The sequence below is a fragment of the Pararobbsia alpina genome (assembly GCF_965118125.1).
GTDB lineage: Bacteria > Pseudomonadota > Gammaproteobacteria > Burkholderiales > Burkholderiaceae > Pararobbsia > Pararobbsia alpina_A.
In genome coordinates, this window is record NZ_OZ221287.1 from 1,575,984 (window position 1) to 1,597,372 (window position 21,389).

Sequence of the window (21,389 nt, forward strand, 5' to 3'; positions counted from 1 at the left end):
TTATGCCGACGACAGACGAACTGCATGCCGCCGACCAGGAGCACGCCGTGGCTATTGCCGAACTGAAAGCCAAGATCGAGGGGCACGAAGAGGCGATCGAGAGACATGACCGCCATCTGTTCAAGCTCGATGAGATCGTGTCGACCTTGCGTGAATCGGTCGCCAAGGTCGCGACGAAGGATGACATCGTTGAACTGCGAAAGGACATAGGCGAGAAGTTCGACAAGCAACTCACCGACGCGCAGAACGCAGTGCCCGGCAAATTCGCCGCGATCTTCGCTGGCGGCGGCCTCGTGATCGCAGCAATCGAGATGTTCCTGCACATCCATGGATGACGAACTGATCGAGCAGCGCTTCGAGCTCCACGACGAACGCCTGGACCACTATAGCGAACGCATCGAAGCCCTTGAAGGGCAACGTGAGACGAAGCAGGGACGTCGTCTCGAGTGGATCGTGATTGTGCTCGTCGCGCTCGAGGCCGCTTTCGAAGTGCTCATGTATTTCCACCCGCATGCCTAACTTCTCGAAGTTGTATCTCGCGTTCCGTCAGCCGCGCGTGTTTCTGGTCGCGCTCGTAACGTTCGTCGCGGTGTCACTCGTCAGCCACTTTCTGCATCACTACGACCCGGACTTCGGCGCAACGAACCTGATTCTGTCGATCGAGGCGTCGATTGCCAGTGCAATGCTGATGGTGGTCGCCGAAGAGTCGGCCGAGATGCAGCGCCGCAATAGCGCTGATCAGGCACGCATGCTCGCCGCAGTGCTCGCCATGGCCGAAGCCCAGCGCGACATGCTCGCGAGCCAGACCGATACCCTGCGCGCAATGCGCGACACCGACGAGCGTATCTACAACGCACTCACCAACGGAGAACAACATGGAATGGCTCGATAAAGCTGTGGCGCTTGCGAAGGAATTCGAGGGTTGCCGTCTGGAGGCATATCCGGACCCGGTCTACGGCTGGCGCGTTGCGACCGTCGGCTACGGCGCGACTGGACCTGCGATCGCAGAGGGGACCGCCTGGACGCAAGAGCAGGCCGACGCCGATCTCACCTATCGCATGACGGGCATCGGTCAGCATGTCGATCTGCTCGTGAAGACTCCGATCAGCGACGAACAAAAAGCTGCGTTGTGCGACCTGGCATACAACATCGGCCTTGGCGCGCTGGAGCGCTCGACGTTGCTCACGTGCGTGAACGCCAATCACATGCAAGGCGCGGCCGATCAGTTCATGGTGTGGACCAAATCCGACGGCGTTGAGCTCGAAGGGCTCGTGAAACGCCGGGACGCTGAGCGCGCGCTGTTCCTGCTCGGCGCGAACCTATCGGGGGAATCGCCTCCGGGGGAGTCTCAATCGACCACGGAGGTGCAATCGTGAATCAGACATCGCCTGTTTCGACAGGCGCGGCCGCAATTACCGGCGCGATGCTGGGTGGCTGCATCGTATGGGCGTGTCAGGCGATGAAGCTGCCTGCGCCGCCCGCTGAAGTCGCCGGTACGCTCGGCGCGATCCTGTTGACCGGTGCCCACACGGTCAGCAATTGGCTTTCCAACCGCAACGCCCCCAAGCAGTAACTCTCCCCACTCCCTGAAAGGTCTCACCATGAAAAAGATGCTGCTTCGCGCGGCAGGCTTAGCCCTGTCCGCTGCTCTCGCAATCGGTCTTGCCGCGTGCTCGACCACCCAGCAACAAACCGCCTCGCAGGCGCTCGCCAAGCTGCAAACTGACATCGTGAATGGCTGCATGGTTGTTCAGCCGACGCTCATTGCGGTCGCGGCCATCGACCCGACGGTGCAGGTCGCAGCAACGGCCAATGGCCTAGTGTGCACGGCTGCTGCGTCGATCACGCCGACGTCTGTCCAGACGCTGCTATCGACGGGCATCCCGGCCATCGAGCAGGCTGTGACGCAATCGACGCTGATCCCGGCGAATCAGAAGCCGCTCGTGACCGCCGCGCTCGGTGTATTTCAGTTGACGGCTACGAACGCGCTTGCGATCTATGGTCAGGCAGCGGCGTCGACGGCGGCAGCTTCTGGGCCGGCCGCCGCGAGCGCGCCGCAATGACCGTGATCGACTGGAAAGCCGCGGCGCTTGCTGCGGCCCGTGCGAACGCTGCGTATGTCATCGATAGCGCGGCGTCGCGCGCAGCGTTCTCGGCACTCGGCGACACGTGGATCGGTCACTTCACGAACTCGTCGCACCAGGCGGTCTTGTCTGCCGATCCGAACGGCGAGACGCATCTGAGCATCAGCGGCACGCGGGCGAGCGCCCTGAAGGTTCTGGACGTCCTTTGCGACGTCTCCCTTGAGCCAGTCTCGGTCGAGGGTGGCAGCGTTACCAAGGGCGTCTATGAGGGGATGGGCGACCTGTGGGCTTGGGTGCTCGACACGGTGCCGACCGGCGATGTCGTGCACGTCGCCGGACACTCGCTCGGCGCGTCCCGCGCGCATCTGACGCCGCTGTTCCTGCCGCAGAGCCAGATCGGTCGTCTGCACTCGTTCGAAGCACCGAAATTCGCCGACGCCGCATATTACGCCTCGCATGCAGCAGCACTAGCCGGGATGGTCTGCGTGCTCAATGGCGCGGATCTGTGGGCGGCATGGCCGTGGCGGGATTCGCGCTGGCAGTCGCGTCCGTTGTTCGACCATGCGTGGCTGAAAGACGATGCGGGCAATTTCGAGATCATTCCCGGCGCGCAATGGCCGGGAGGCGCTGACTCCGGCGACCATGACATCTCGCGCGTGCAGTCTCGACTCGAGACGATCGCGGCCACCCAAGCCGTTAGAACGACCGTCTGAGCATCAAGGCCAGCACGCTCGCCTGCGTCTTCTTGATCGCGGGCAAAAACTCCAACTCGACCGCTGTCCGGCCGTAGCTAATCCCTACGCTGGGCAGCGCGCCCCAATTCGTAAACCCGCTCCCGTTGATGTAGCCAGCACGGAGCGTCGCCTCGACAGCAAATTCCCCGTACACCGGCAGTGAATAGCTGTACCCGACGTACGCGGCCTTCGCGACTTTGTAGTATGAGTCGTGATAGGCGACCGCGCCGACCAGAAAGCCATCGGCGCGATACTCGGCACCGAGACCGAGATTGTTTTCGTTCCAGTGCTGGGGCGCCATTTCCGACCCGTCGAAGTGCCAGGACCGGACGGGCGCAACGATATCGAATTCGCCGGCGTGGGCGTGCGGACATGCAGCGACGGCGAGCATTGCACACGCCGCATTTATCACAAACCTATCACGATGAAGCTTGATTGCCTTGCTGCCGTGGTCCCGCCGACAGGAATCGAACCTGTATTTTTCGCTTAGGAGGCAAATGTTCTATCCATTGAACTACGGCGAGGACACCCTGCGTTCGCTGCAGAGACAGCAGAGTATATCAAACAGAAGTCGTCTCTAAACCGACCATCCCCGTGATGGTCGGCGGCCCGCGGCGCCGTCTGGCGGCTGCGTCAGAACTCCGTGACGACGAAGTCTTCCTTGCCGACGTCGCATTCCGGGCACCGCCAGTCGGCCGGGATGTCTTCGAAACGGGTGCCGGGCGCAATACCCTCGTCCGGCAGGCCGTCTTGTTCGTTATAGACCCAGCCGCAAATCAGGCAGACCCATGTTTTAAATTCCACTACTTCAGTCACGTCAGTACTCGCTTGCGTTGTTACACAAATTCAGGCAAAGCCGGGATTCTACCCGTTCGGCGTGACTGAAGCCGTTGACATGGGTCAGACGTCAGTCGCCCGCGAATTCTGCGGGCGCCGCGACGCAATCTGCCGCCGTCGTGCCATCGCCCCTGACAGTGTCGGATTCAATATCGGCTGAGCGCTGTCCGATTGCGCCGTCGCACGCGTCGTTAGGCGGCGACTCCTCAGGCGGTATACAGGTCTCGAGCGATGCGCAAAGCTTTCTCGCTTCGCTAAGCGCCGCTATGGCTTCGTGCATCGTGACGGTCTCGTCGACCTGATAGTCGGCTCGGCAGCGTTCAAGCTTGAGGTTATGCATGGCCGTCCCGAACCTCCGCGCTGGAGCGTGCTCGGAAGACGTAAACCTTCCGATCAGCTTCTTATGGCTATGAATCCCACTATCGCCGCTCGTGCCCGGGAAGTGTTTTTTTGCCACCGCGTGGGCGGCATGAAACACGCCATAGTACGCACGGCTTATGCAGTTGCGATACTCGATCTCTTGCTGGCTTTGCGAAGCGGTGGCAGCAGAATTCATCCAGTCATCAGGCGATACCATTTGCTCTCCCAATCTGCACGTTGATCTGCGAGGGACGCCGTATGCGCCCATAGAGCGGGCGGGCGCCTAACGGGACGATTTCGGAGATAAGCTCTTCCCCAGGACGATTCCACAGCGTTTCGGTCAACGTCACGGAATCGTGCCACGCTTGAGAGGTCGTTGCGTTCACGTAGAAGTAGATAGAGACCGCTTCAATAGGGCCGCCGAAGCGAATTTGATGAATATGTCGGCCAAGGCCCCTGATGATCTCGACTGCAAACTCAACATGAGAGAAGAGCGCCTCGAAGTCGATCCCCAGGTGATTGGCTTGGAACTGCAACTGGGAATAGAGCCAAAGATTTCCCTTGATTCGTCCGCTTCGATCGGTGACGAGTTCAAGGTGTTTTGACGCAGTAGCCGATGCCTCGACGAGATCAACGCAGTTCTCGAATACGCGCGTGACATTGCGCAACACGTCGACGCTATCGCTGAAGCGTTCACGCACTTGGAATGCGAGATCGCGTGCGGCGCGTATGTCGCCGATGTGTGACAGCGAGCGCACCGCGTTCGCGGCGACAAACTCGTTGTCCATCGCGCTGTGGCCCAGTTCGGTCAGGATGGCCCGAGCCTCGTCGTGATGGCCCAACGCCATGTTCGATAAGGCGTGTCCCAGGAGGCAAGTCGGGACGTGTTTGCAGGGCTTCGATTCTGCCTCGTCAAGTTCGTCTTGAAGCGCTTCGAGTGCAGCAGCGACGCGTTCTTGACGTTGGCGGTCTAGCAAGACCAGCAGTTTTTTGCAGACCTGATGCTCAGGGGAGGTCGTCAATTCATCCGTACCGTTTGGCAGTGCCGGCGCTCCGCAGGCGTTGGACGCCGTCGACAAAGCGTTGCTACTTTCGACAAGGGGCGTGAATGCGGCGTCGTGCGTCTCAGGAGAGACTTTGGTTGAGCGGCATACGTGACTCAACTCACTATTGGATGGGTGATCCGCTTTCCGATCTCGATGAATGCACTCGTCGATGTCACAAGCAAGCTGCTCGACGGTGGGTTTCTCAACAACATGGTTCATGCTGACTGCCTCGCAAACTGCGATGCCTCAAGTCCTCGTGACGCCGATCGTCACGCCGTTGTGCATCGTTTCAGAGATGCAATAACTGTAGTGAGACATCGCGGAGGAGTGGGCCGCGACTCTTGTCAGACATTTCCGCTTTTGGCCAAGAGTGACTGAGGCAGTCGCAGTTCAACGTCCGCAATACCGTGCGACGAACCGACGACGCCTGCACAGCACCCTGTCGGTCGCCCCGGCATCCCAAACACTCCCCGGTACAATGACGCTCTTTCCGTCTAATCCAGTTCGTCATGTCGCTGTTTTCAATTTCCGGTGCGCACCTTGCGTTTGGTCACGTGGCCTTGCTCGACGGCGCGGATTTTTCGCTTGAAGCGGGCGAACGCGTTGGTCTGATCGGCCGCAACGGTGCAGGTAAATCGTCGCTGCTCAAGATCGTGGCCGGCGAGGCCCATGCCGACGACGGCCTGATCTCGCGTCAACAGGGCCTCACGACTGTCTACGTGCCGCAGGAGCCGCAATTCGATCCTGAACAGTCGGTTCGCGACATCGTCGCCTCGGGCCTCGGCGAAACCCGCCAGCTGCTCAGTGAATTTGACGACGTGACGCACAAGCTTGCCGACCCGGCGCACGATCACGACCACGACGCGTTGCTCTCGCGGATGAACACGCTGCAGGCGCGACTCGATGCGACCGATGCGTGGAACTGGCAAACGCGCGTGTCGACGACGCTTCAGCAACTCAAGCTTGACGGCGACGTGAAGGCCGGCGCGCTGTCCGGCGGTTTGCAAAAGCGCCTGGCGCTCGCTCGCGCACTCGTGTCGAAGCCCGATGCCCTGCTGCTCGACGAACCGACCAACCACCTCGATTTCGATTCGATCCGCTGGCTTGAAGAACTGATGATTGCCTTCACGGGCAGCCTGCTGTTCATCACACACGATCGCTCGTTTCTTGATCGCGTCGCGACGCGCATCGTCGATCTCGATCGCGGCAAGCTGTTGTCGTATCCGGGTAACTTCACGGCCTATCAACTGCGCAAGGCGCAACAGCTCGAAGTCGAACAGGTCGAACAGGCGAAGTTCGACAAGCTGCTCGCGCAGGAAGAGGTCTGGATTCGCAAGGGCGTCGAAGCGCGCCGTACGCGCAGCGTGGGCCGCATCGAGCGTCTGGTCAAAATGCGTTCGGAGCGGCAGGAACGCCGCAATGTCCAGGGCAACGTCAAACTTGAAGTCAGCCAGGGCGAGAAGTCGGGCAAGATCGTCGCCGAATTGACGGATGTGTCGAAGTCGTATGGCGACCGGCGCATCGTCGATACGTTCAGCACGACGATCGTGCGGGGCGACAAAGTGGGTCTCGTGGGGCCGAATGGCGCGGGCAAGACGACGTTGCTGAAGCTGATCCTGGGTGCGCTGTCTCCTGATAGCGGTAAGGTCCGCACGGGTACGAACCTCGAGATCGCCTACTTCGACCAGATGCGCGCCCAGCTCGATCCCGAGCGCAGCCTTGCCGATACGATCGCGCCGGGCAGCGACTGGATTGAAATCAACGGTGCACGCAAGCATGTGATGAGCTATCTGGGCGACTTTCTGTTTTCGCCCGAACGCGCGCGATCGCCGGTGCGGTCGCTGTCGGGCGGAGAGCGCAACCGGCTGTTGCTCGCGCGCCTGTTTGCGCGTCCGGCCAATGTGCTGGTGCTCGACGAGCCGACCAACGATCTCGATATTCCGACGCTCGAGTTGCTCGAAGAGTTGCTGGCCGACTACGACGGTACCGTGCTCCTGGTGAGCCATGACCGCGCGTTTCTCGACAATGTCGTGACGTCGGTGATCGCCGCCGAGGGTGACGGCAAGTGGCGCGAGTACGTCGGTGGCTTCAGCGACTGGCAAGTCCAGAAGGCGCGCTCCGACGAACTCGCGCGGGCGGCCGAAGCCGCAAGCAACGCGAGCGCCGCGGCCGAGGTCAAGGCAGCGCCGAAGGACAGCGGGGCCGGGCGGGGCGCACAACGCACTGTCAAGTTGTCGTTCAAGGAGCAACGCGAGCTCGAGGCCTTGCCGGACCAGATCGCAGCGCTCGAAGCCGAACAGGCCGAGATCGCCGCCAAGCTCTCCGACGGCTCGATCTACGGCAAGGACGCCAAGGAAGCGCAGCGTCTCGTTGAACGCAACGCGGCCATTGACGAAGCGCTGCTCGAGGCCCTCGAACGTTGGGAAACGCTCGAGGCCAAGACGAGCGGCAAGGCCTAGTCGGCCAGGAACGCCAGTCTTTGCGCGGAATTTCGTCCCGAAAACTCCGCAAATCGCCAACATTTCATCCGGTTTTACCGTGATCCGAGCCGCCCGGAGACCCCTCTCCTGGCGGGCCGCGACAGGGTTTGGCACTGTCCGGATCTGCGCTCAAACAACGTTCGCCAACACGCCGATGGCGTCGCGGCCACAACTCGCCATTACAATAGCCTCGCCGAAACGGAAGGGGGTTCTCGACCACGGCGCGTGACGTCCGCGTGAACGCGGTGCGACCGCGGCGCCCAATTTTCGGGCGCGGGTATCGAGGCCCTTGTTTCATATCGGCTTTTTGCAGAACTCCCTGGCTTGTCCACGCAGTTGTCCACAAACGATGGGGATAATTGCCGCAGGCGCGGTGCCGACGCAGTGTGTATCGGCATGCGTTATGCGGTCGCGTGGCTCTGCCAGGCGGTTCCGCCAGACAAGCAATCCAGTCTCCAGCGCAACGGGCTATGTCCACGAAGAAGCCAACACCGTCATACAGCGAAGCATCGATCAAGGTGCTCAAGGGGCTTGAACCGGTCAAGCAACGACCGGGCATGTACACGCGCACCGAGAACCCGCTGCACATCATTCAGGAGGTCATCGACAATGCTTCCGACGAAGCGCTCGGTGGCCACGGCAAACAGATCCTCGTCACGTTGCACGCCGATGGTTCGGTCAGCGTCGAGGACGATGGCCGGGGCATTCCTTTCGGGCTCCACCCGGAAGAAGGCGTTCCCGTCATCGAGATCGTCTACACGCGCCTGCATGCGGGCGGGAAGTTCGACAAGGCTGCCGGCGGCGCCTATACGTTTTCGGGCGGCCTGCATGGCGTGGGCGTGTCGGTGACGAACGCACTGTCGACGCGTCTCGACGTCAAGGTCTGGCGCGAGAACAAGGTCGCCGAACTGGGCTTCGCGCATGGCGACGTCGTGCGCGCGCTCGAAGTGCACCCCGCGGCCCGCGGCGACAAGAAATCGGGTACGCGCGTCAGCGTGTGGCCGGATCCCAAATACTTCGACTCCGCCAACCTTCCGCTCGCCGAGCTGCAACGTCTGCTGCGTTCGAAGGCCGTGCTGTTGCCGGGCGTCGAGGTCGTTCTCTCTATCGAGAAAAGCGGCGAACGATTCAGCTGGAAGTACGACTCGGGCCTGCGCGGCTATCTGCTCGAAGGTCTCGGTGATGCCGAGCCGCTGATCCCGTTGTTCGAAGGCGAACGCTTTGCGGACGGCGCGCGCGGCAGCGACGACAACTTCGCCGAAGGTGAAGGCGCCGCATGGGTCGTCGCATGGACCGAGGAAGGGGCGCTTGTTCGCGAGTCGTACGTGAACCTGATCCCGACACCCGCGGGCGGCACGCATGAATCCGGGCTGCGCGAAGGGCTGTTCCAGGCCGTCAAGAGCTTTATCGAACTCCATAGCCTGTTGCCCAAGGGCGTGCGCCTGTTGCCAGAAGACGTGTTCTCGCGCGTGTCGTTCGTGCTCTCGGCAAAGGTGCTCGATCCGCAGTTCCAGGGGCAGATCAAGGAGCGTCTGAACAGCCGCGATGCCGTGCGTCTCGTGTCGTCGTTCACGCGGCCGGGGCTCGAGCTCTGGCTCAATCAGCACGTCGACCAGGGTCGCAAGCTTGCCGACCTCGTGATCAAGCAGGCGCAGGCACGCACGCGTGCGGGCCAGAAGGTCGAGAAGCGCAAGAGCTCGGGCGTGGCGGTGCTGCCCGGCAAGCTCACCGATTGCGAATCGACCGAGCTGGGCCGCAACGAACTGTTCCTCGTCGAGGGCGATTCGGCAGGCGGTTCGGCCAAGATGGGCCGCAACAAGGAGTTCCAGGCCATCCTGCCGTTGCGCGGCAAGGTGCTCAACACCTGGGAGACCGAACGCGACCGCCTGTATGCGAACAACGAAGTGCACGACATTGCCGTGGCCATCGGTGTCGATCCGCACAACGCGGACGACAACCCCGACCTGAGCAATCTGCGCTACGGCAAGATCTGCATCCTCTCGGATGCGGACGTCGACGGCTCGCATATTCAGGTGCTGTTGCTCACGCTGTTCTTCAAGCACTTCCCGCAGCTGATCGCCCGCGGTCACGTGCATGTGGCGCGGCCGCCGCTGTTCCGCGTCGACGCGCCGGCGCGCGGCAAGAAGCCTGCGCAGAAGCTCTACGCACTCGACTCGGGCGAACTGGACGCGATTCTCGACAAGCTGACCAAGGACGGCGTGCGCGAAACGCAGTGGACGATCAGCCGTTTCAAGGGGCTCGGCGAAATGAATGCCGAGCAGCTCTGGGACACGACGATGAACCCCGACACGCGCCGCCTGATGCCGGTTGCGCTCGGCGAGCTCGACTACACGTCGACCGTCGGCACGATGAATATGCTGATGGGCAAGGGTGAGGCCGCCGCACGCCGTGGCTGGATCGAGGAACGAGGCAACGAGGTAGAGGCGGATATCTGATATGGAACAGCAGGACATGGATTTCGCACCGCCGGCGGACGGCGAGTATCTGACGCTCGGCAAGTACGCCGAACAGGCCTATCTCGACTACGCGATCAGTGTCGTCAAGGGCCGTGCGCTGCCGGACGTCAGCGACGGGCAAAAGCCGGTGCAGCGTCGTTTGCTGTATGCGATGAACGAGATGGGGCTGCGTGCCGACTCGAAGCCGGTGAAGTCGGCGCGTGTGGTCGGTGACGTGCTGGGTAAGTACCATCCTCATGGCGATCAATCCGCCTACGACGCTCTTGTGCGTCTTGCCCAGGATTTTTCGCTGCGCTATCCGCTGATCGACGGACAGGGCAACTTCGGCTCGCGCGACGGTGACGGCGCCGCGGCGATGCGGTACACGGAAACGCGGCTCGCCGCGGTCGCGCGCCTGCTGCTTGATGAAATCGACGAAGGCACGGTCGATTTCATGCCGAATTACGACGGCTCGTTCAATGAGCCGAAACTGTTGCCGGCGCGGTTGCCTTTCGTGTTGCTCAACGGCGCATCGGGGATCGCTGTGGGTCTGGCGACGGAAATCCCGCCGCACAATATGCGCGAAGTCGCCAACGCGGCCGTTGCGCTGATCCGCAATCCGAAGCTGTCGCATGCGGAACTCGGCGAGTTGCTGCCGGGGCCGGACTTCCCGGGTGGCGGCCAGATCATTTCGTCGGCGGCGGAAATCGCCACGGCGTACGAGACGGGCCGGGGCAGCCTCAAGGTTCGTGCGCGCTGGAAGATCGAGGAGATGGCGCGCGGCCAGTGGCAACTCGTGGTGACCGAGCTGCCGCCGAATGCGTCTTGCCAGAAGGTCCTCGAGGAGATCGAGGAACTCACGAATCCGAAGATCAAGCTCGGCAAGAAGTCGCTGACGCCGGAACAGTTGCAGACGAAGCAGAGCATTCTTGCGCAGCTCGATACCGTGCGTGACGAGTCAGGCAAGGACGCACCGGTGCGTCTGGTGTTCGAGCCGAAATCGAGCAAGATCGATCAGACCGACTTCATCAACACGCTGCTGGCGCATACGAGCATGGAGTCGGGTGTTGCGCTGAATCTCGTGATGATCGGCACCGATGGCCGTCCGCGCCAGAAATCGGTGCTCGACGTGCTGCGCGAGTGGGTCGAGTTCCGTGCGTTGACGGTGACCCGGCGCAGCCGCTTCCGGCTCAACAAGGTCAACGACCGGATCCATATTCTCGAAGGCCGCATGATCGTCTTCCTGAATATCGACGAGGTGATCCGGATCATTCGGGAGGCGGACGAACCCAAGGCGGCGCTGATCGAGCGCTTCAAGCTCAGCGAGCGCCAGGCCGAAGACATTCTTGAAATCCGTCTGCGGCAGCTTGCGCGCCTCGAGGCGATCAAGATCGAGAAGGAGCTCGAAGGCTTGCGTGACGACAAGACGAAGCTCGAAGAGTTGCTCGCGAGCGAGACGGCGCTCAAGCGCCTGATGATCAAGGAGATCGAGGCCGACGCCAAGCAGTACGGCGACGACCGTCGCACCCTGATTCAGGCCGAAAAGCGCGCGGTGCTCGAAACGCGTGTCGTCGACGAGCCGGTGACGGTCGTCGTGTCGCAGAAGGGCTGGGTGCGTACGCAGAAGGGCCACGGGCTCGATGCCGCACAGTTCACGTTCAAGGCCGGCGATGCGTTGTATGGCGCGTTCCCGGCACGGACCACCGATACGCTGGTCGCCTGGGGCAGTAACGGCCGCGTGTATTCGGTGAGCGTGGCGGCGCTGCCTGGCGGGCGCGGTGACGGTGTACCGGTGACGACGCTGATCGAACTCGAAACGGGCACGCACCTGATGCACTACTACGCGGCGGGTGCGGATCAGGCGTTGCTGCTGTCTTCGTCGGCTGGCTACGGCTTTATCGCGAAGGTTGGCGACATGTTCAGCCGCTTGAAGGCGGGCAAGTCGTTCATGACGCTCGACGACGGCGCGCTTCCGCTTGCGCCGATGCCGATGTGGGCGGGTGCGACGCAGGTTGCCTGTCTGTCGGATGACGGCCGTTTGCTGGTGTTCGGCATGGACGAAATGAAGTCGCTGTCGGGCGGCGGTCGTGGCGTGACGCTGATCGGGCTGGAAGGCAAGGAAACGCTCGTGCAGGCGACGCCGATCGGGCCGAAGGGCGTTGTGCTGGTGGGCGCGGGCCGCGGTGGCAAGCCCACTGAAGTGACGCTCGGCGGCGCCTCGCTCGAGCCGCATGTCGGCAAGCGCGCGCGTAAGGGGCGCAAGCCTGAGGCACGTGTGAAGGTCGAGTCGCTGCGACCGGCATTCTGATGCTGCGAGCTCAGGCGCGAGGTATCGCGCCTGAGCTCAGCGATCGATCCATACTTCTCCGCATCTCCGCATCTCCGCATCTCCGCATCTCCGCATCTCCGCTTCCACGCCTCCACGCCTCCACGCCTCCACGCCTCCACGCCTCCACGCCTCCACGCCTCCACGCCTCCACGTGAAGTGGTTGGGTGTCCGAATCAATGGCGCCAAAAAAATCGGCCCTGTATGCGCACCCGAGGGTGTGGATACAGGGCCGAGTCAGTTCAACTCTTGGAGGCCTCAGGGGAGGCCACTGGCGCTCAGGCTGCGAGCGCCAGATTCGGTACTGCTTCGCTTACTGCGCTTACTGGAGAAGCTTCAGCACGGTTTGCGGGATTTGGTTCGCTTGCGCGACCATTGCCGTACCGGCTTGTTGCAGAACTTGAGCGCGCGACAGGCTCGACGCTTCCGATGCGTAGTCCGCATCCTGAATCGCCGATTGCGAGCTTTGTGCGTTCTGCGTCGACGATTGCAGGTTCGTGATCGTCGATGCGAAGCGGTTTTGCACTGCGCCGAGCTGACCTTGCAGGCTGTCGACTTCGTTCAGTGCCGAGTCCACTGCGAGCAGGGTTTGCTGTGCGTCAGCGACCGTCAGAACGTCGGCGGTGGCCAGGCTGCTGTTGCCAGCCGCTGCCGTGAAGACCGTCGTTTGAGCCGTCGTCGACAGACCTGCGTCCGAAGCGACTGCGCTGCTGCCCGACAGGGTGATGCCGGCGTTCGAGAACGATTCGAGTTGCAGGTGGCCGCTCGAGTCTGCCGATGCGACAACGTTCGTAATGTGAGCGTTGTTGATCGCGGTGGCGAGGTCCGATGCGTTCCACGTCGTGCCCGTCGTGACGACCGTGCCGTTCAGCGTGAAGCTCGTTGCGGTCGTGCCCGACAGCGAAGCCGACGAATTGACTGCGCGACCCGTAGCTTGCAGGTTCGTGCCGGTCGACAGCGTCGTTGCGTCCGTGCCCGACAGGCCGATCGTGCTGCTCGACGACATCGTGATCGTGCCGTAGAGGGTCTTTGCCGTCGACGTGATCGCTGCACCGCCCGTCGAGATCGCGCCAGCGCTCGACGAATCGGTGATCGCGATGTTGCGGCCGTCAGCTGCCGTCAGGGCCAGCGAACCGTCTGCGTTTTGCGAAGCCGTCACACCCGTCGACGACGATTGTGCGTTGATGCCGTTGATCAGGTCACCAACCGACAGGGCGCCGACGCCTGCGCTGTACACGTCCGTGCCGTTGATGTTGATCGTCGTAGCCGTCGTCACCGATGCCGACAGCGTGACGTTTTGCGTGTTCGTCGCCGTGACGCTCAGGCCCGAGATGTCCGACGAGTTGATCGCCGATGCTGCTGCGTAGGCCGAGTCAGCTGCCTGGCCTTGACCGCTACCGGCCTTAGCCGTGCCGATGGCGTACGTTGCGCCGCCACCGAGCTGGATCGCGAGCGAACCCGACGACAGGTTTTGACCCGAAGCCGAACCGATTTGCAGCGTCGTTTCCGACGTTTGACCGATTTGCGAGGTCTTCACGCTGGACGACAGGTTCACGCTGATCGTCTGGCCAGCGTTTGCGCCGACCTGGAAGTTCGCGACGCCGAACGAGCCGTCGAGAAGGTTCAAGCCGTTGTATTGCGTTTGCGACGCGATACGGTTGATTTCCGAGAGGCGTTGCTGAACTTCCTGGTTCATCGACTGACGGTCGGTCGACGAGTAGGTCGAGTTCGAAGCTTGCACGGCCAGCTGGCGGATACGTTGCAGGTTCGACGTGATTTGCGACAGAGCGGAACCGGCTGTTTGTGCCAGCGAGATACCGTTCGTTGCGTTTTGTTGAGCAGCTGTCAAACCGTTGATTTGCGAGGTCATGCGATCCGAGATCGCGAGGCCTGCAGCATCATCCGCCGCGCTGTTGATCTTCAGGCCGGACGACAGACGCGTGACAGCCGAAGTCAGGCTGGCTTGCGAGTTCGTCAGGTTGTTCTGAGCGATCTGCGAGAGGATGTTGGTATTGATGATCGAGGACATGAAACAACTCCGTTTTCCAAGAGATGTGCGCCGAAGCGCACGTCGATCGGTAAATCGAATTCAGTATTCAGAATGCGACCGACATTTTTGTTAACGGAGCGTGACATTCGACCTTTAATCAATATTTCGATTTATTTTTTTATTTGCCGAAAAAATACGCAAATTAATAATCTTGATTTTAGTTGAGTGTCGGGCTACTGATGTTATCGGCTGTAATCTGAGGATCTTGAGGCGAGGGAGCGCGAAGAGCCGCATCGGGTAACGATTTCCGATGCCGGAGGGGTGGCTGGTGGGTGCCCCATTGTAATGATGGTTACAATCTTGACAAATCCGTGAAAATACCCATTTCCCGATTATGTTTCGTGTTCGGGTGGGGTTTGTTTAGTTGGCAACTAATAGAAGTCTTTTAAAATCATTGGGTGAACGTCATTTGATTAGTTTGTCAGACGAAACAAAAACCGAGTCCCTGTTGCCTCCTGACTGCCTCGGCGGGAATGCCATTCACCCTCCACGGGTCAAGGCGTCGGTCGGCGCCCCTCGACAGGCAGGGTGCCAGCAGACAGGGATGGGGAGTGGTGATGCGAGGTGGTGCAGGAGCAAGGCAAACAGCTAGCGGACCAGCGCAAGGTGCGGGCGGGACATGCCGCTCCGAATGTCCTCGGATGCGGTCGTCGGCGCAGGAACGTTCGCCGTTGCCAATCTGGCGTCACGCTCATGCCGGGCTGAGAGCGCGAGCGCGCGCGCCTGGTCGTGACGCTCGATCGCATCGAGGCCAAATAGCGCATCGATGCTGGTTGAGTTCAGCACATAGCGTCCGGACGGGTCGCGGTGCACGAAGGCCAGTCGCTCGAGACGCTTGATCGCGCCCTGGACTTCGGTTTTCGACACGTGCTCGACGCCGATCGCGTGGGCATAGGCTGCACGGCGGTCCGCCACGTACAACTCGGCCCCCGATCGCCAGACTGCGCGCAATACCGCGGCCTGAAGGTCCGAAAGCCTCCCGAGCCCCGATTCGGTGTAGTGCCTGGCAATCGCCCATCGACGCACGTCGCGCTCTGCGGCCGCGAGGCTCGGCGCATCGCCGCACGTGAGGCGGGTCACGGTGTCGCGAAACAGCTGAGGCGAGCGGCCCACGGCGGACCACGTCGTGCGCAGCGCCTCGATCGGCATATCGTGCCCGTTGGCGCGGCTTGCGACCCACTGAGCTGCCGCGTGGAGAAAGTCTTCGCCGAGATGCGGCAGGGATTCGATTCGCCCGAGCGTGTCGACCGACGAGGGGAGCGTGCCGGACGATTGCCACGGCAGGCGCGACGACGTCATGAAGACCCGCCACGTCGGCGAGGCGCGCATCGCACTCTGCACGCTCAGGAAGCTCGCGAGCGTCATCCATTCGCCGGCGGAAAGGTGCTCGACGTCATCGAATACGATCAGGATGGCCTGGCGAGGCGCGGCCGCGAGACACTCGGACATCGCACCGATGACATGACTGAGCCCGGCAAAGGGCGCTTGATCGAGGACCCGATCGACGGTCGAGCCGTGCGGCTCGCGATGACCCAATGAACCCAGCAGGATCGAAGTCGTCGAGGCGGGTACCGGTTTGCCGGCTGTAGTCATCGACGTCCCGTCGCCGGTGCTTGCGTAGGGGGCTCCCGTCGAGGCCTTGCCGAAACTCACGTAGTGCGTGTCGATCCCATGGGTCGACGCGAACGGCAGCAGGTCGTGCTTCGCAAAGGCCGTTTTTCCGCAGCCGCGCGGGCCGGTCAGCGTGCATGCGCGCTCGCGCGAAGCGAACAGCGTATGAAGATAGAGTTCGGCCAGCCATGCGCGATGGCGATGGGGCCACGGGGAAAACATCGGCTCGCTGGGCATGACGGATTCACGCGGGACAGGCGCCTAGTCTGGCACCGCGTACCTTAAGACTTTCTTAACTGATCGCCCGCGGAGTCTGCCAATCGGGTAGTCTGCGCACTGTGCGTGCGCTCGCCGTCTGCGCGCTCGCCCATATCACGTCGCGCCGGCCGATTCGTGCGCGACCGACGCAACGTTCCTGAGATCGCTCAATGATTCACGCATTCGATGTCGCGCTGTTCCTCCACATCCTGAGTGTGGCCGTCTGGGTCGGCGGCATGGTGTTTGCCCATTTCTGCCTGCGCCCGGCCGTTGCGGAGCTGACCCCGCAGTCACGATTGCCGCTCATGGAGTCGGCGCTCGGCAAGTTCTTCATGTGGGTGAGCGTGGCGGTGATCGTGATTCTTCTGAGCGGCGGCTTCATGATGGCCAAGGTCGGCAATATGCAGGCGCCATGGCCGGTGCTTGCCATGGCGGCGACGGGCATCGTCATGATGATGCTGTTCGGTCACCTGCGCTTTGCGATGTTCCCGCGCGTGCAGCGCGCCGTGCAGGCGCAACGCTGGCCCGACGGGGCGGCGGCGATCGCGTCGATTCGTCGCATCGTCATGATCAATCTCGTACTCGGTATCGTGACGATCGCTTTCGGTGTGCTCGGGCGCGTTTGAACGAAGCCGGTCCGAATGAAGCAGGCCTAAGCGACACAGGCCTATGCGACGCCGGCCTAAGTGATCTCGGCGTTCGTGCACACGCCGTACTTCTCGATCAGCGCGGCGATTTCCGAGGCAGGCACGGGGCGCGAAAACAGGAAGCCTTGCGCTTCGACGTGGCCGACTGACGCAAGCCACGCGATCTGCTCCTCGGTCTCGGTGCCTTCGACGACCACGGTCAGTCCCAGCGATCGCGCGAGTCCGATGATCGCGGACACCATGACGCAGACACTGCGGTCATGCGGAATCGCCTGAACGAACGATTTGTCGACCTTGAGCGTATCGACAGCGAAGCGGTTCAGATACGACAGCGACGAATATCCCGTGCCGAAGTCGTCGAGTGCGATGCGCACGCCGAGCCGCTTGAGCGCGAAGATCTTCTCCGACACAAGATCCGGATACTCCATCATCGCGGTCTCGGTGATCTCGAGTTCGAGCCGGTAGGGCGGAATATTGAATTCGCGCAGACACCGGCTGACCGTGTCGAGAATGTCGCCGCGCCAGAATTGCACCGAAGAGATATTGATCGCGAGCGTCAGCGACCCATAGCCCTGGCGTTGCCAGAGACCGAGCTGGCGGCAGGCCGACTCGAGCACGAAATCGCCGATCGGCACGATCAGGCCCGTCGATTCGGCGACCGGGATAAAGTCGCCTGCCGAGATCAGCCCTTGGGTCGGATGATCCCATCGGACCAGAGCCTCAAAACCGGCGATGCACTTGTGCGTCAGATCGATCTTCGGCTGATAGGCAAGAAACAGCTGCCCTTCGGCGAGGGCGACGCGTAGCTGCTGCTCCCACTTCATCAAATGATCGGCGCGATGCGCGAGTGCCGGCGAGTAGAACGCGTAGCAGCCTTTGCCGGCGTCCTTGGCGCTGTACATCGCGAGATCCGCCTTCTTGAGCAAGTCGATCTCGCTTTCGTCGGCGATCGTGTGCAGCGCGATGCCGATGCTCGCGTGTAATACAAACGCGGTGCCCTGCACATCGAACGGTTCGCGCAGCGTTTGCTCGATCGATTCGGCCAGCCGCGTCGAGGCTTCCTCGACGTGGTCGCCGCGCACCACCACGACAAATTCGTCGCCGCCGATCCGCGCCAGCATGCCCGCGTCGCCCACGGTGTCGCCAAGCCGCGTCGCCGTCATCTGAAGGACCGCATCGCCGGCATTGTGGCCGAGGGTATCGTTGACCGTCTTGAAGTTGTCGAGATCGATATAGAGCAGCGCGAGGCGGCCGACATGGGTCGCCTGGCCGACCTCGCCGCGCAGCAGCTTGAGCGTGTGGTACCGGTTCGGCAGTTCGGTCAGCACGTCGTATTCGACGAGATCGATCATCTCTCGCTCGCGACCGAGCAGTTTCGAGATCAGGCCCGTCGACACCCCGAAAAACGCAATCAGCGCGAGCGTGATGAACGAGCCCATCATCAGATACACATTGCGCGTGTGATGGTAGTCGGCCAGCTCTTCGGCTTCCGACAGCCCGACGAGTACGCCGAGCGGGTAACCGTCGATATGGCGGTACGACACGATGCGCGAGACGCCGTCGATCGGGTCGTCATACACGCCGGACACGTGGCGCCCCGTCGGGTAGTTGCCCGCCGCAGAGAAGGTGCCCGGGGTCTGCGGGCTGCTGCCGGTGCGCCGCGCGAGGATCACGCCGCTGTCGGACACGACCGAGATCACGCCGTCCTTGCCGATCGCCGCGTTGTTGTAGAAGTCGTTCGTGAAGTAAGCCGGGTCCTCGGAGACGACCACCACGCCCGCGAACGACCCGTCGGGGAAGTTGAGCCGTCGCGTGATCTGCAGCGTCCAGTGCCTGGACACCCGCCCGAGCACCGGCGTGCTGATATACAGCTGATCGTCGTTCTCGCGCTTGTGGATCAGGAAGTGTTCCCGATCGGAGAGGTCGATCGGCTTGGGATCGGTTTCGGCCGTGGTCGCGATCAGCTTGCCGTTCTGGTCGATCAGCGAGATCTGGATCAGCGTGTCGCTCTGCACGACGCCCTTTTCGACGGTGGTGCGCAGATCGAAATGTTCGGGGGACTTCTCGAACTCGAACTTGATAAAGCGCGTGATCTGGTCGACCTGGTGAATCGCCTTGATCGTGTGCTGTTCGAGCGCCGCAGACAGGATCGCGGCCGATGCGCTCGACTCGCGATACGTGGCCTCTTTTTCGACCTGCAGGCGGGAAAGGATGACGATCCAGAGCAAGCCCAGCAGCAGGACCCCGAGTAACGGAATCGCAAGCAGTGAGCGACGGCGAATCGCCGAGCGGTCCGCCGAACGCGCCGAGGGTTTTGCGGAGGCGCGTTTCATCGAGGTGCGCCGCGCCTGACAATGCCGCGCACGCCCCCGCAAAGGTCAGCCCGAAGTGTCGAAGGTTGCCGCATGTCCCCGGATCGAAAGAAGCCCAAGGGGCGTGTGAAGGGGTGATGCACAGCACGTCACAGCAAATAACAGCACGTCAGAGCACGTAATGGCACGTTTAGCCGCGCAGTCGATACACGGCTAAACGATCGAAATAGTAGCGAAAACTGTCAGGAAAGGGAAAACAAAAGGAAACGGCCCCGATCCGGGGCCGTCTTTGCGAGGAGGATTGCTGCCTTCGCCGCCACGCGGCGATGTGAACATTCCCAAGCGGCGTTTGAACAGACGTTTGTTCTTTCAGCCCGGTCAAGGCAGGGCCGGAACGACCGGGCTCAGCGCACCTCGGCGATCAGTTCGATCTCGACACAGGCGCCGAGCGGGATCTGTGCGACGCCAAAGGCGGAGCGCGCATGCTTGCCGGCGTCGCCGAACACTTCGACGAACAGCTCTGAAGCACCGTTCGTGACGAGATGCTGTTCGGTGAACTCGAGCGTCGAGTTCACGAGGCTCATGACCTTCACGATGCGCGTCACGCGGTTCAGGTCACCCGTATGGGCATGCAGCGTGGCGATCAGGTCGATGGCCACGGCGCGGGCCGCTTCGCGGCCTTCTTCCGTCGAAATCCCGCCGCCGAGCTTGCCGGCCCAGACCTTGCCGTCGCGCTTGGCGATATGGCCCGACAGCAGGACGGTGTTCCCCGTCTGGGCGCTCATCACATACGCCGCGGCCGGCGCGCCCGCAGCGGGCAATTCAATGCCGAGTGACTTCAGCTTCGCGTAAACATCCTGAGTGGTCATGCTCTCTCCAGTGAGTGGGTCAGATGCGTGCCCGGATCAGTGCGGCGAGGCGAGCGATGCCCTCGTCGATCTTGGCCGGCGGCACCGTCACGAACGACAGCCGCAGTGTGTTCATGCGGGGTTCGTTCGCGTAGAACGGCGCGCCCGGCACGAAGGCGACGTGTTCGGCGATCGCGGCCTGCAGGAGTTCCATCGAATCGATCTGCGAGGGCAGGTCGACCCACAGGAACATACCGCCTTCGGGCCGGTTCCAGCTTACGCCTTCGGGCATGTGCGTGCCGAGCGCCGCGAGCATGGCCTCGCACTGCTCGCGATACAGCGTACGGATCTCGGGGATGTGCTCGTCGAGGAAACCGTCCTTGATGACCTCGTAGGCAACGCGCTGCGTAAAGCTCGGCGTGTGCAGGTCGGTGGCTTGCTTCGCTTGAACGAGCTTGAAGTGCAGCGTCTCGGGGCCGATCAGATAGCCGAGGCGAAGGCCCGGGGCCAGCACCTTCGAGAAGGTGCCGAGATGGACGATATGTTCGGGCGCGAGCGACAGCAGCGTCGGCAGAGGGGTGCCGCGATAGTCGAGCGCACCGTACGGATCGTCTTCGATGACCGGGAATGCGCCTTCGCGCGCCAGCGCGGCGAGCGCTTCGCGGCGGGCGAGCGGCAAGCGGCGGCCCGTCGGGTTCTGGAAGTTCGGCTGTGCGTAGAGCAGTCGCGCGTCGTCAACCAGTTCAGGAGTCAGTCCTTCGGGGACCAGACCTGCCTCGTCGGTCGGCACCTGCACATACTTCGGCTCATAGAGCGAGAACGATTGCAGCGCGCCGAGATACGTCGGGGTTTCGACGAGCACTTTGCTGCCCGGATCGATCAGCGTCTTGCCGAGCAGATCCAGCGCCTGTTGCGAACCGGTTGTGATCAGCACCTGCGAAGGGCGGATCGTGACGTCGCCGGTCGAGTAGCGGCGGGCGACCCATTCACGCAGCGGCAGATACCCTTCGGTCGCGCTGTACTGGAGCGACGCCGTCGGGTTGTCGGTCAGCACGCGCTGAGCGGCTTCGGCGATGCGCTGCGTCGGGAACGTCGCGGGCGAGGGCAGGCCACCGGCAAACGAGATGACATCGGGCTGTTCGGTGACCTTGAGGATCTCGCGGATTGCCGAGCTCGTGAGCTTGCGCGCACGCTCGGAAAGGGGCCACTCGGCGATGGAAAGGTCACGTTGGTTCATGTCAGGGCTCTCGCACTAGAGGTCAGGCCTGCGAAAGGGCAGCACAGGCCCGACACGGAAATCGGGTAAGACGGGATGCGATCTGGCCATCCAGGCTCGTGTC

The 21,389-nt window shown here is 62.2% G+C and carries 20 protein-coding genes and 1 tRNA gene; 11 read left to right on the plus strand and 10 right to left on the minus strand.

Annotated elements, in window-relative coordinates; translation table 11 throughout:
- Positions 1-2 precede the first annotated feature (2 nt).
- The 7 genes from ACMFWR_RS06865 to ACMFWR_RS06895 are packed head-to-tail and all read left to right on the plus strand — an operon-like array spanning position 3 to position 2,797.
- Positions 3-335 (plus strand): hypothetical protein, encoded by a 333-nt coding sequence (locus ACMFWR_RS06865; protein ID WP_413194257.1) that lies wholly within the window; start codon positions 3-5, stop codon positions 333-335.
- A complete protein-coding gene (locus ACMFWR_RS06870; RefSeq protein WP_413194258.1) occupies positions 328-519 on the plus strand; it encodes a hypothetical protein in 192 nt (63 codons plus the stop codon). Before ACMFWR_RS06865 ends, ACMFWR_RS06870 begins: the two co-directional genes overlap by 8 nt.
- Positions 512-892, plus strand: coding sequence for a DUF1003 domain-containing protein (locus tag ACMFWR_RS06875; protein WP_413194259.1), 381 nt, complete (start codon positions 512-514; stop codon positions 890-892). The genes ACMFWR_RS06870 and ACMFWR_RS06875 overlap by 8 nt, the downstream gene beginning before the upstream one ends.
- A complete protein-coding gene (locus ACMFWR_RS06880) occupies positions 876-1,376 on the plus strand; it encodes a lysozyme (protein ID WP_413194260.1) in 501 nt (166 codons plus the stop codon). Before ACMFWR_RS06875 ends, ACMFWR_RS06880 begins: the two co-directional genes overlap by 17 nt.
- A complete protein-coding gene (locus tag ACMFWR_RS06885; protein WP_413194261.1) occupies positions 1,373-1,573 on the plus strand; it encodes a hypothetical protein in 201 nt (66 codons plus the stop codon). Before ACMFWR_RS06880 ends, ACMFWR_RS06885 begins: the two co-directional genes overlap by 4 nt.
- Positions 1,574-1,601: 28 nt before the next feature.
- Positions 1,602-2,063: a hypothetical protein gene (locus tag ACMFWR_RS06890; protein WP_413194262.1), complete on the plus strand. Its 462-nt coding sequence runs from the start codon at positions 1,602-1,604 to the stop codon at positions 2,061-2,063.
- Positions 2,060-2,797: a hypothetical protein gene (locus ACMFWR_RS06895; RefSeq protein ID WP_413194263.1), complete on the plus strand. Its 738-nt coding sequence runs from the start codon at positions 2,060-2,062 to the stop codon at positions 2,795-2,797. Before ACMFWR_RS06890 ends, ACMFWR_RS06895 begins: the two co-directional genes overlap by 4 nt.
- Here the strand turns inward: ACMFWR_RS06895 and ACMFWR_RS06900 are convergent.
- From ACMFWR_RS06900 to ACMFWR_RS06920, 5 genes are all read right to left on the minus strand, one after another.
- Complete coding sequence (locus tag ACMFWR_RS06900) at positions 2,781-3,209, minus strand: hypothetical protein (RefSeq protein ID WP_413194264.1); 429 nt, start codon at positions 3,207-3,209, stop codon at positions 2,781-2,783. The genes ACMFWR_RS06895 and ACMFWR_RS06900 overlap by 17 nt on opposite strands.
- 58 nt (positions 3,210-3,267) lie before the next feature.
- Positions 3,268-3,342: transfer RNA gene (locus tag ACMFWR_RS06905), tRNA-Arg, on the minus strand.
- 109 nt (positions 3,343-3,451) lie between these two features.
- The gene (locus ACMFWR_RS06910) at positions 3,452-3,634 is read right to left on the minus strand and encodes a rubredoxin (protein ID WP_413194265.1); all 183 of its coding nucleotides are present in this window, start codon (positions 3,632-3,634) and stop codon (positions 3,452-3,454) included.
- Positions 3,635-3,725: 91 nt separating this feature from the next.
- On the minus strand, positions 3,726-4,232 hold the full coding sequence (locus ACMFWR_RS06915; RefSeq protein WP_413194266.1) for a hypothetical protein: 507 nt from the start codon (positions 4,230-4,232) through the stop codon (positions 3,726-3,728).
- On the minus strand, positions 4,219-5,280 hold the full coding sequence (locus ACMFWR_RS06920) for a hypothetical protein (protein ID WP_413194267.1): 1,062 nt from the start codon (positions 5,278-5,280) through the stop codon (positions 4,219-4,221). Before ACMFWR_RS06920 ends, ACMFWR_RS06915 begins: the two co-directional genes overlap by 14 nt.
- 290 nt (positions 5,281-5,570) lie before the next feature.
- Here ACMFWR_RS06920 and ACMFWR_RS06925 point away from each other — a divergent pair, with 290 nt between their 5' ends.
- The 3 genes from ACMFWR_RS06925 (at position 5,571) to parC (ending at position 12,305) form a co-directional block, all read left to right on the plus strand.
- Entirely contained in the window at positions 5,571-7,520 is a 1,950-nt protein-coding gene (locus tag ACMFWR_RS06925) for an ATP-binding cassette domain-containing protein (RefSeq protein ID WP_413194268.1), read from the plus strand.
- 491 nt (positions 7,521-8,011) lie between these two features.
- Positions 8,012-9,997, plus strand: coding sequence for a DNA topoisomerase IV subunit B (locus tag ACMFWR_RS06930; protein WP_413194269.1), 1,986 nt, complete (start codon positions 8,012-8,014; stop codon positions 9,995-9,997).
- Between the two features lies 1 nt (position 9,998).
- Complete coding sequence (gene parC / locus ACMFWR_RS06935; RefSeq protein ID WP_413194270.1) at positions 9,999-12,305, plus strand: DNA topoisomerase IV subunit A; 2,307 nt, start codon at positions 9,999-10,001, stop codon at positions 12,303-12,305.
- Positions 12,306-12,645: 340 nt separating this feature from the next.
- Here the strand turns inward: parC and ACMFWR_RS06940 are convergent, their stop codons facing one another.
- Both ACMFWR_RS06940 and ACMFWR_RS06945 read right to left on the minus strand, forming a co-directional pair.
- Positions 12,646-14,352 carry a flagellin gene (locus tag ACMFWR_RS06940; protein ID WP_413194271.1) on the minus strand — a complete coding sequence of 569 codons (1,707 nt, stop codon included), beginning with the start codon at positions 14,350-14,352 and terminating at the stop codon, positions 12,646-12,648.
- A gap of 609 nt (positions 14,353-14,961) precedes the next feature.
- Positions 14,962-16,221, minus strand: coding sequence for an AAA family ATPase (locus tag ACMFWR_RS06945; RefSeq protein ID WP_413194272.1), 1,260 nt, complete (start codon positions 16,219-16,221; stop codon positions 14,962-14,964).
- A gap of 191 nt (positions 16,222-16,412) precedes the next feature.
- Here ACMFWR_RS06945 and ACMFWR_RS06950 point away from each other — a divergent pair, with 191 nt between their 5' ends.
- Complete coding sequence (locus tag ACMFWR_RS06950) at positions 16,413-16,868, plus strand: CopD family protein (RefSeq protein ID WP_413194273.1); 456 nt, start codon at positions 16,413-16,415, stop codon at positions 16,866-16,868.
- Between the two features lie 56 nt (positions 16,869-16,924).
- Here the strand turns inward: ACMFWR_RS06950 and ACMFWR_RS06955 are convergent, their stop codons facing one another.
- From ACMFWR_RS06955 to ACMFWR_RS06965, 3 genes are all read right to left on the minus strand, one after another.
- Entirely contained in the window at positions 16,925-19,222 is a 2,298-nt protein-coding gene (locus ACMFWR_RS06955) for an EAL domain-containing protein (protein ID WP_413194274.1), read from the minus strand.
- Positions 19,223-19,605: 383 nt separating this feature from the next.
- Positions 19,606-20,070, minus strand: coding sequence for a RidA family protein (locus ACMFWR_RS06960; protein WP_413194275.1), 465 nt, complete (start codon positions 20,068-20,070; stop codon positions 19,606-19,608).
- Between the two features lie 19 nt (positions 20,071-20,089).
- Entirely contained in the window at positions 20,090-21,286 is a 1,197-nt protein-coding gene (locus tag ACMFWR_RS06965) for a PLP-dependent aminotransferase family protein (protein ID WP_413194276.1), read from the minus strand.
- Between the last annotated feature and the right edge of the window lie 103 nt (positions 21,287-21,389).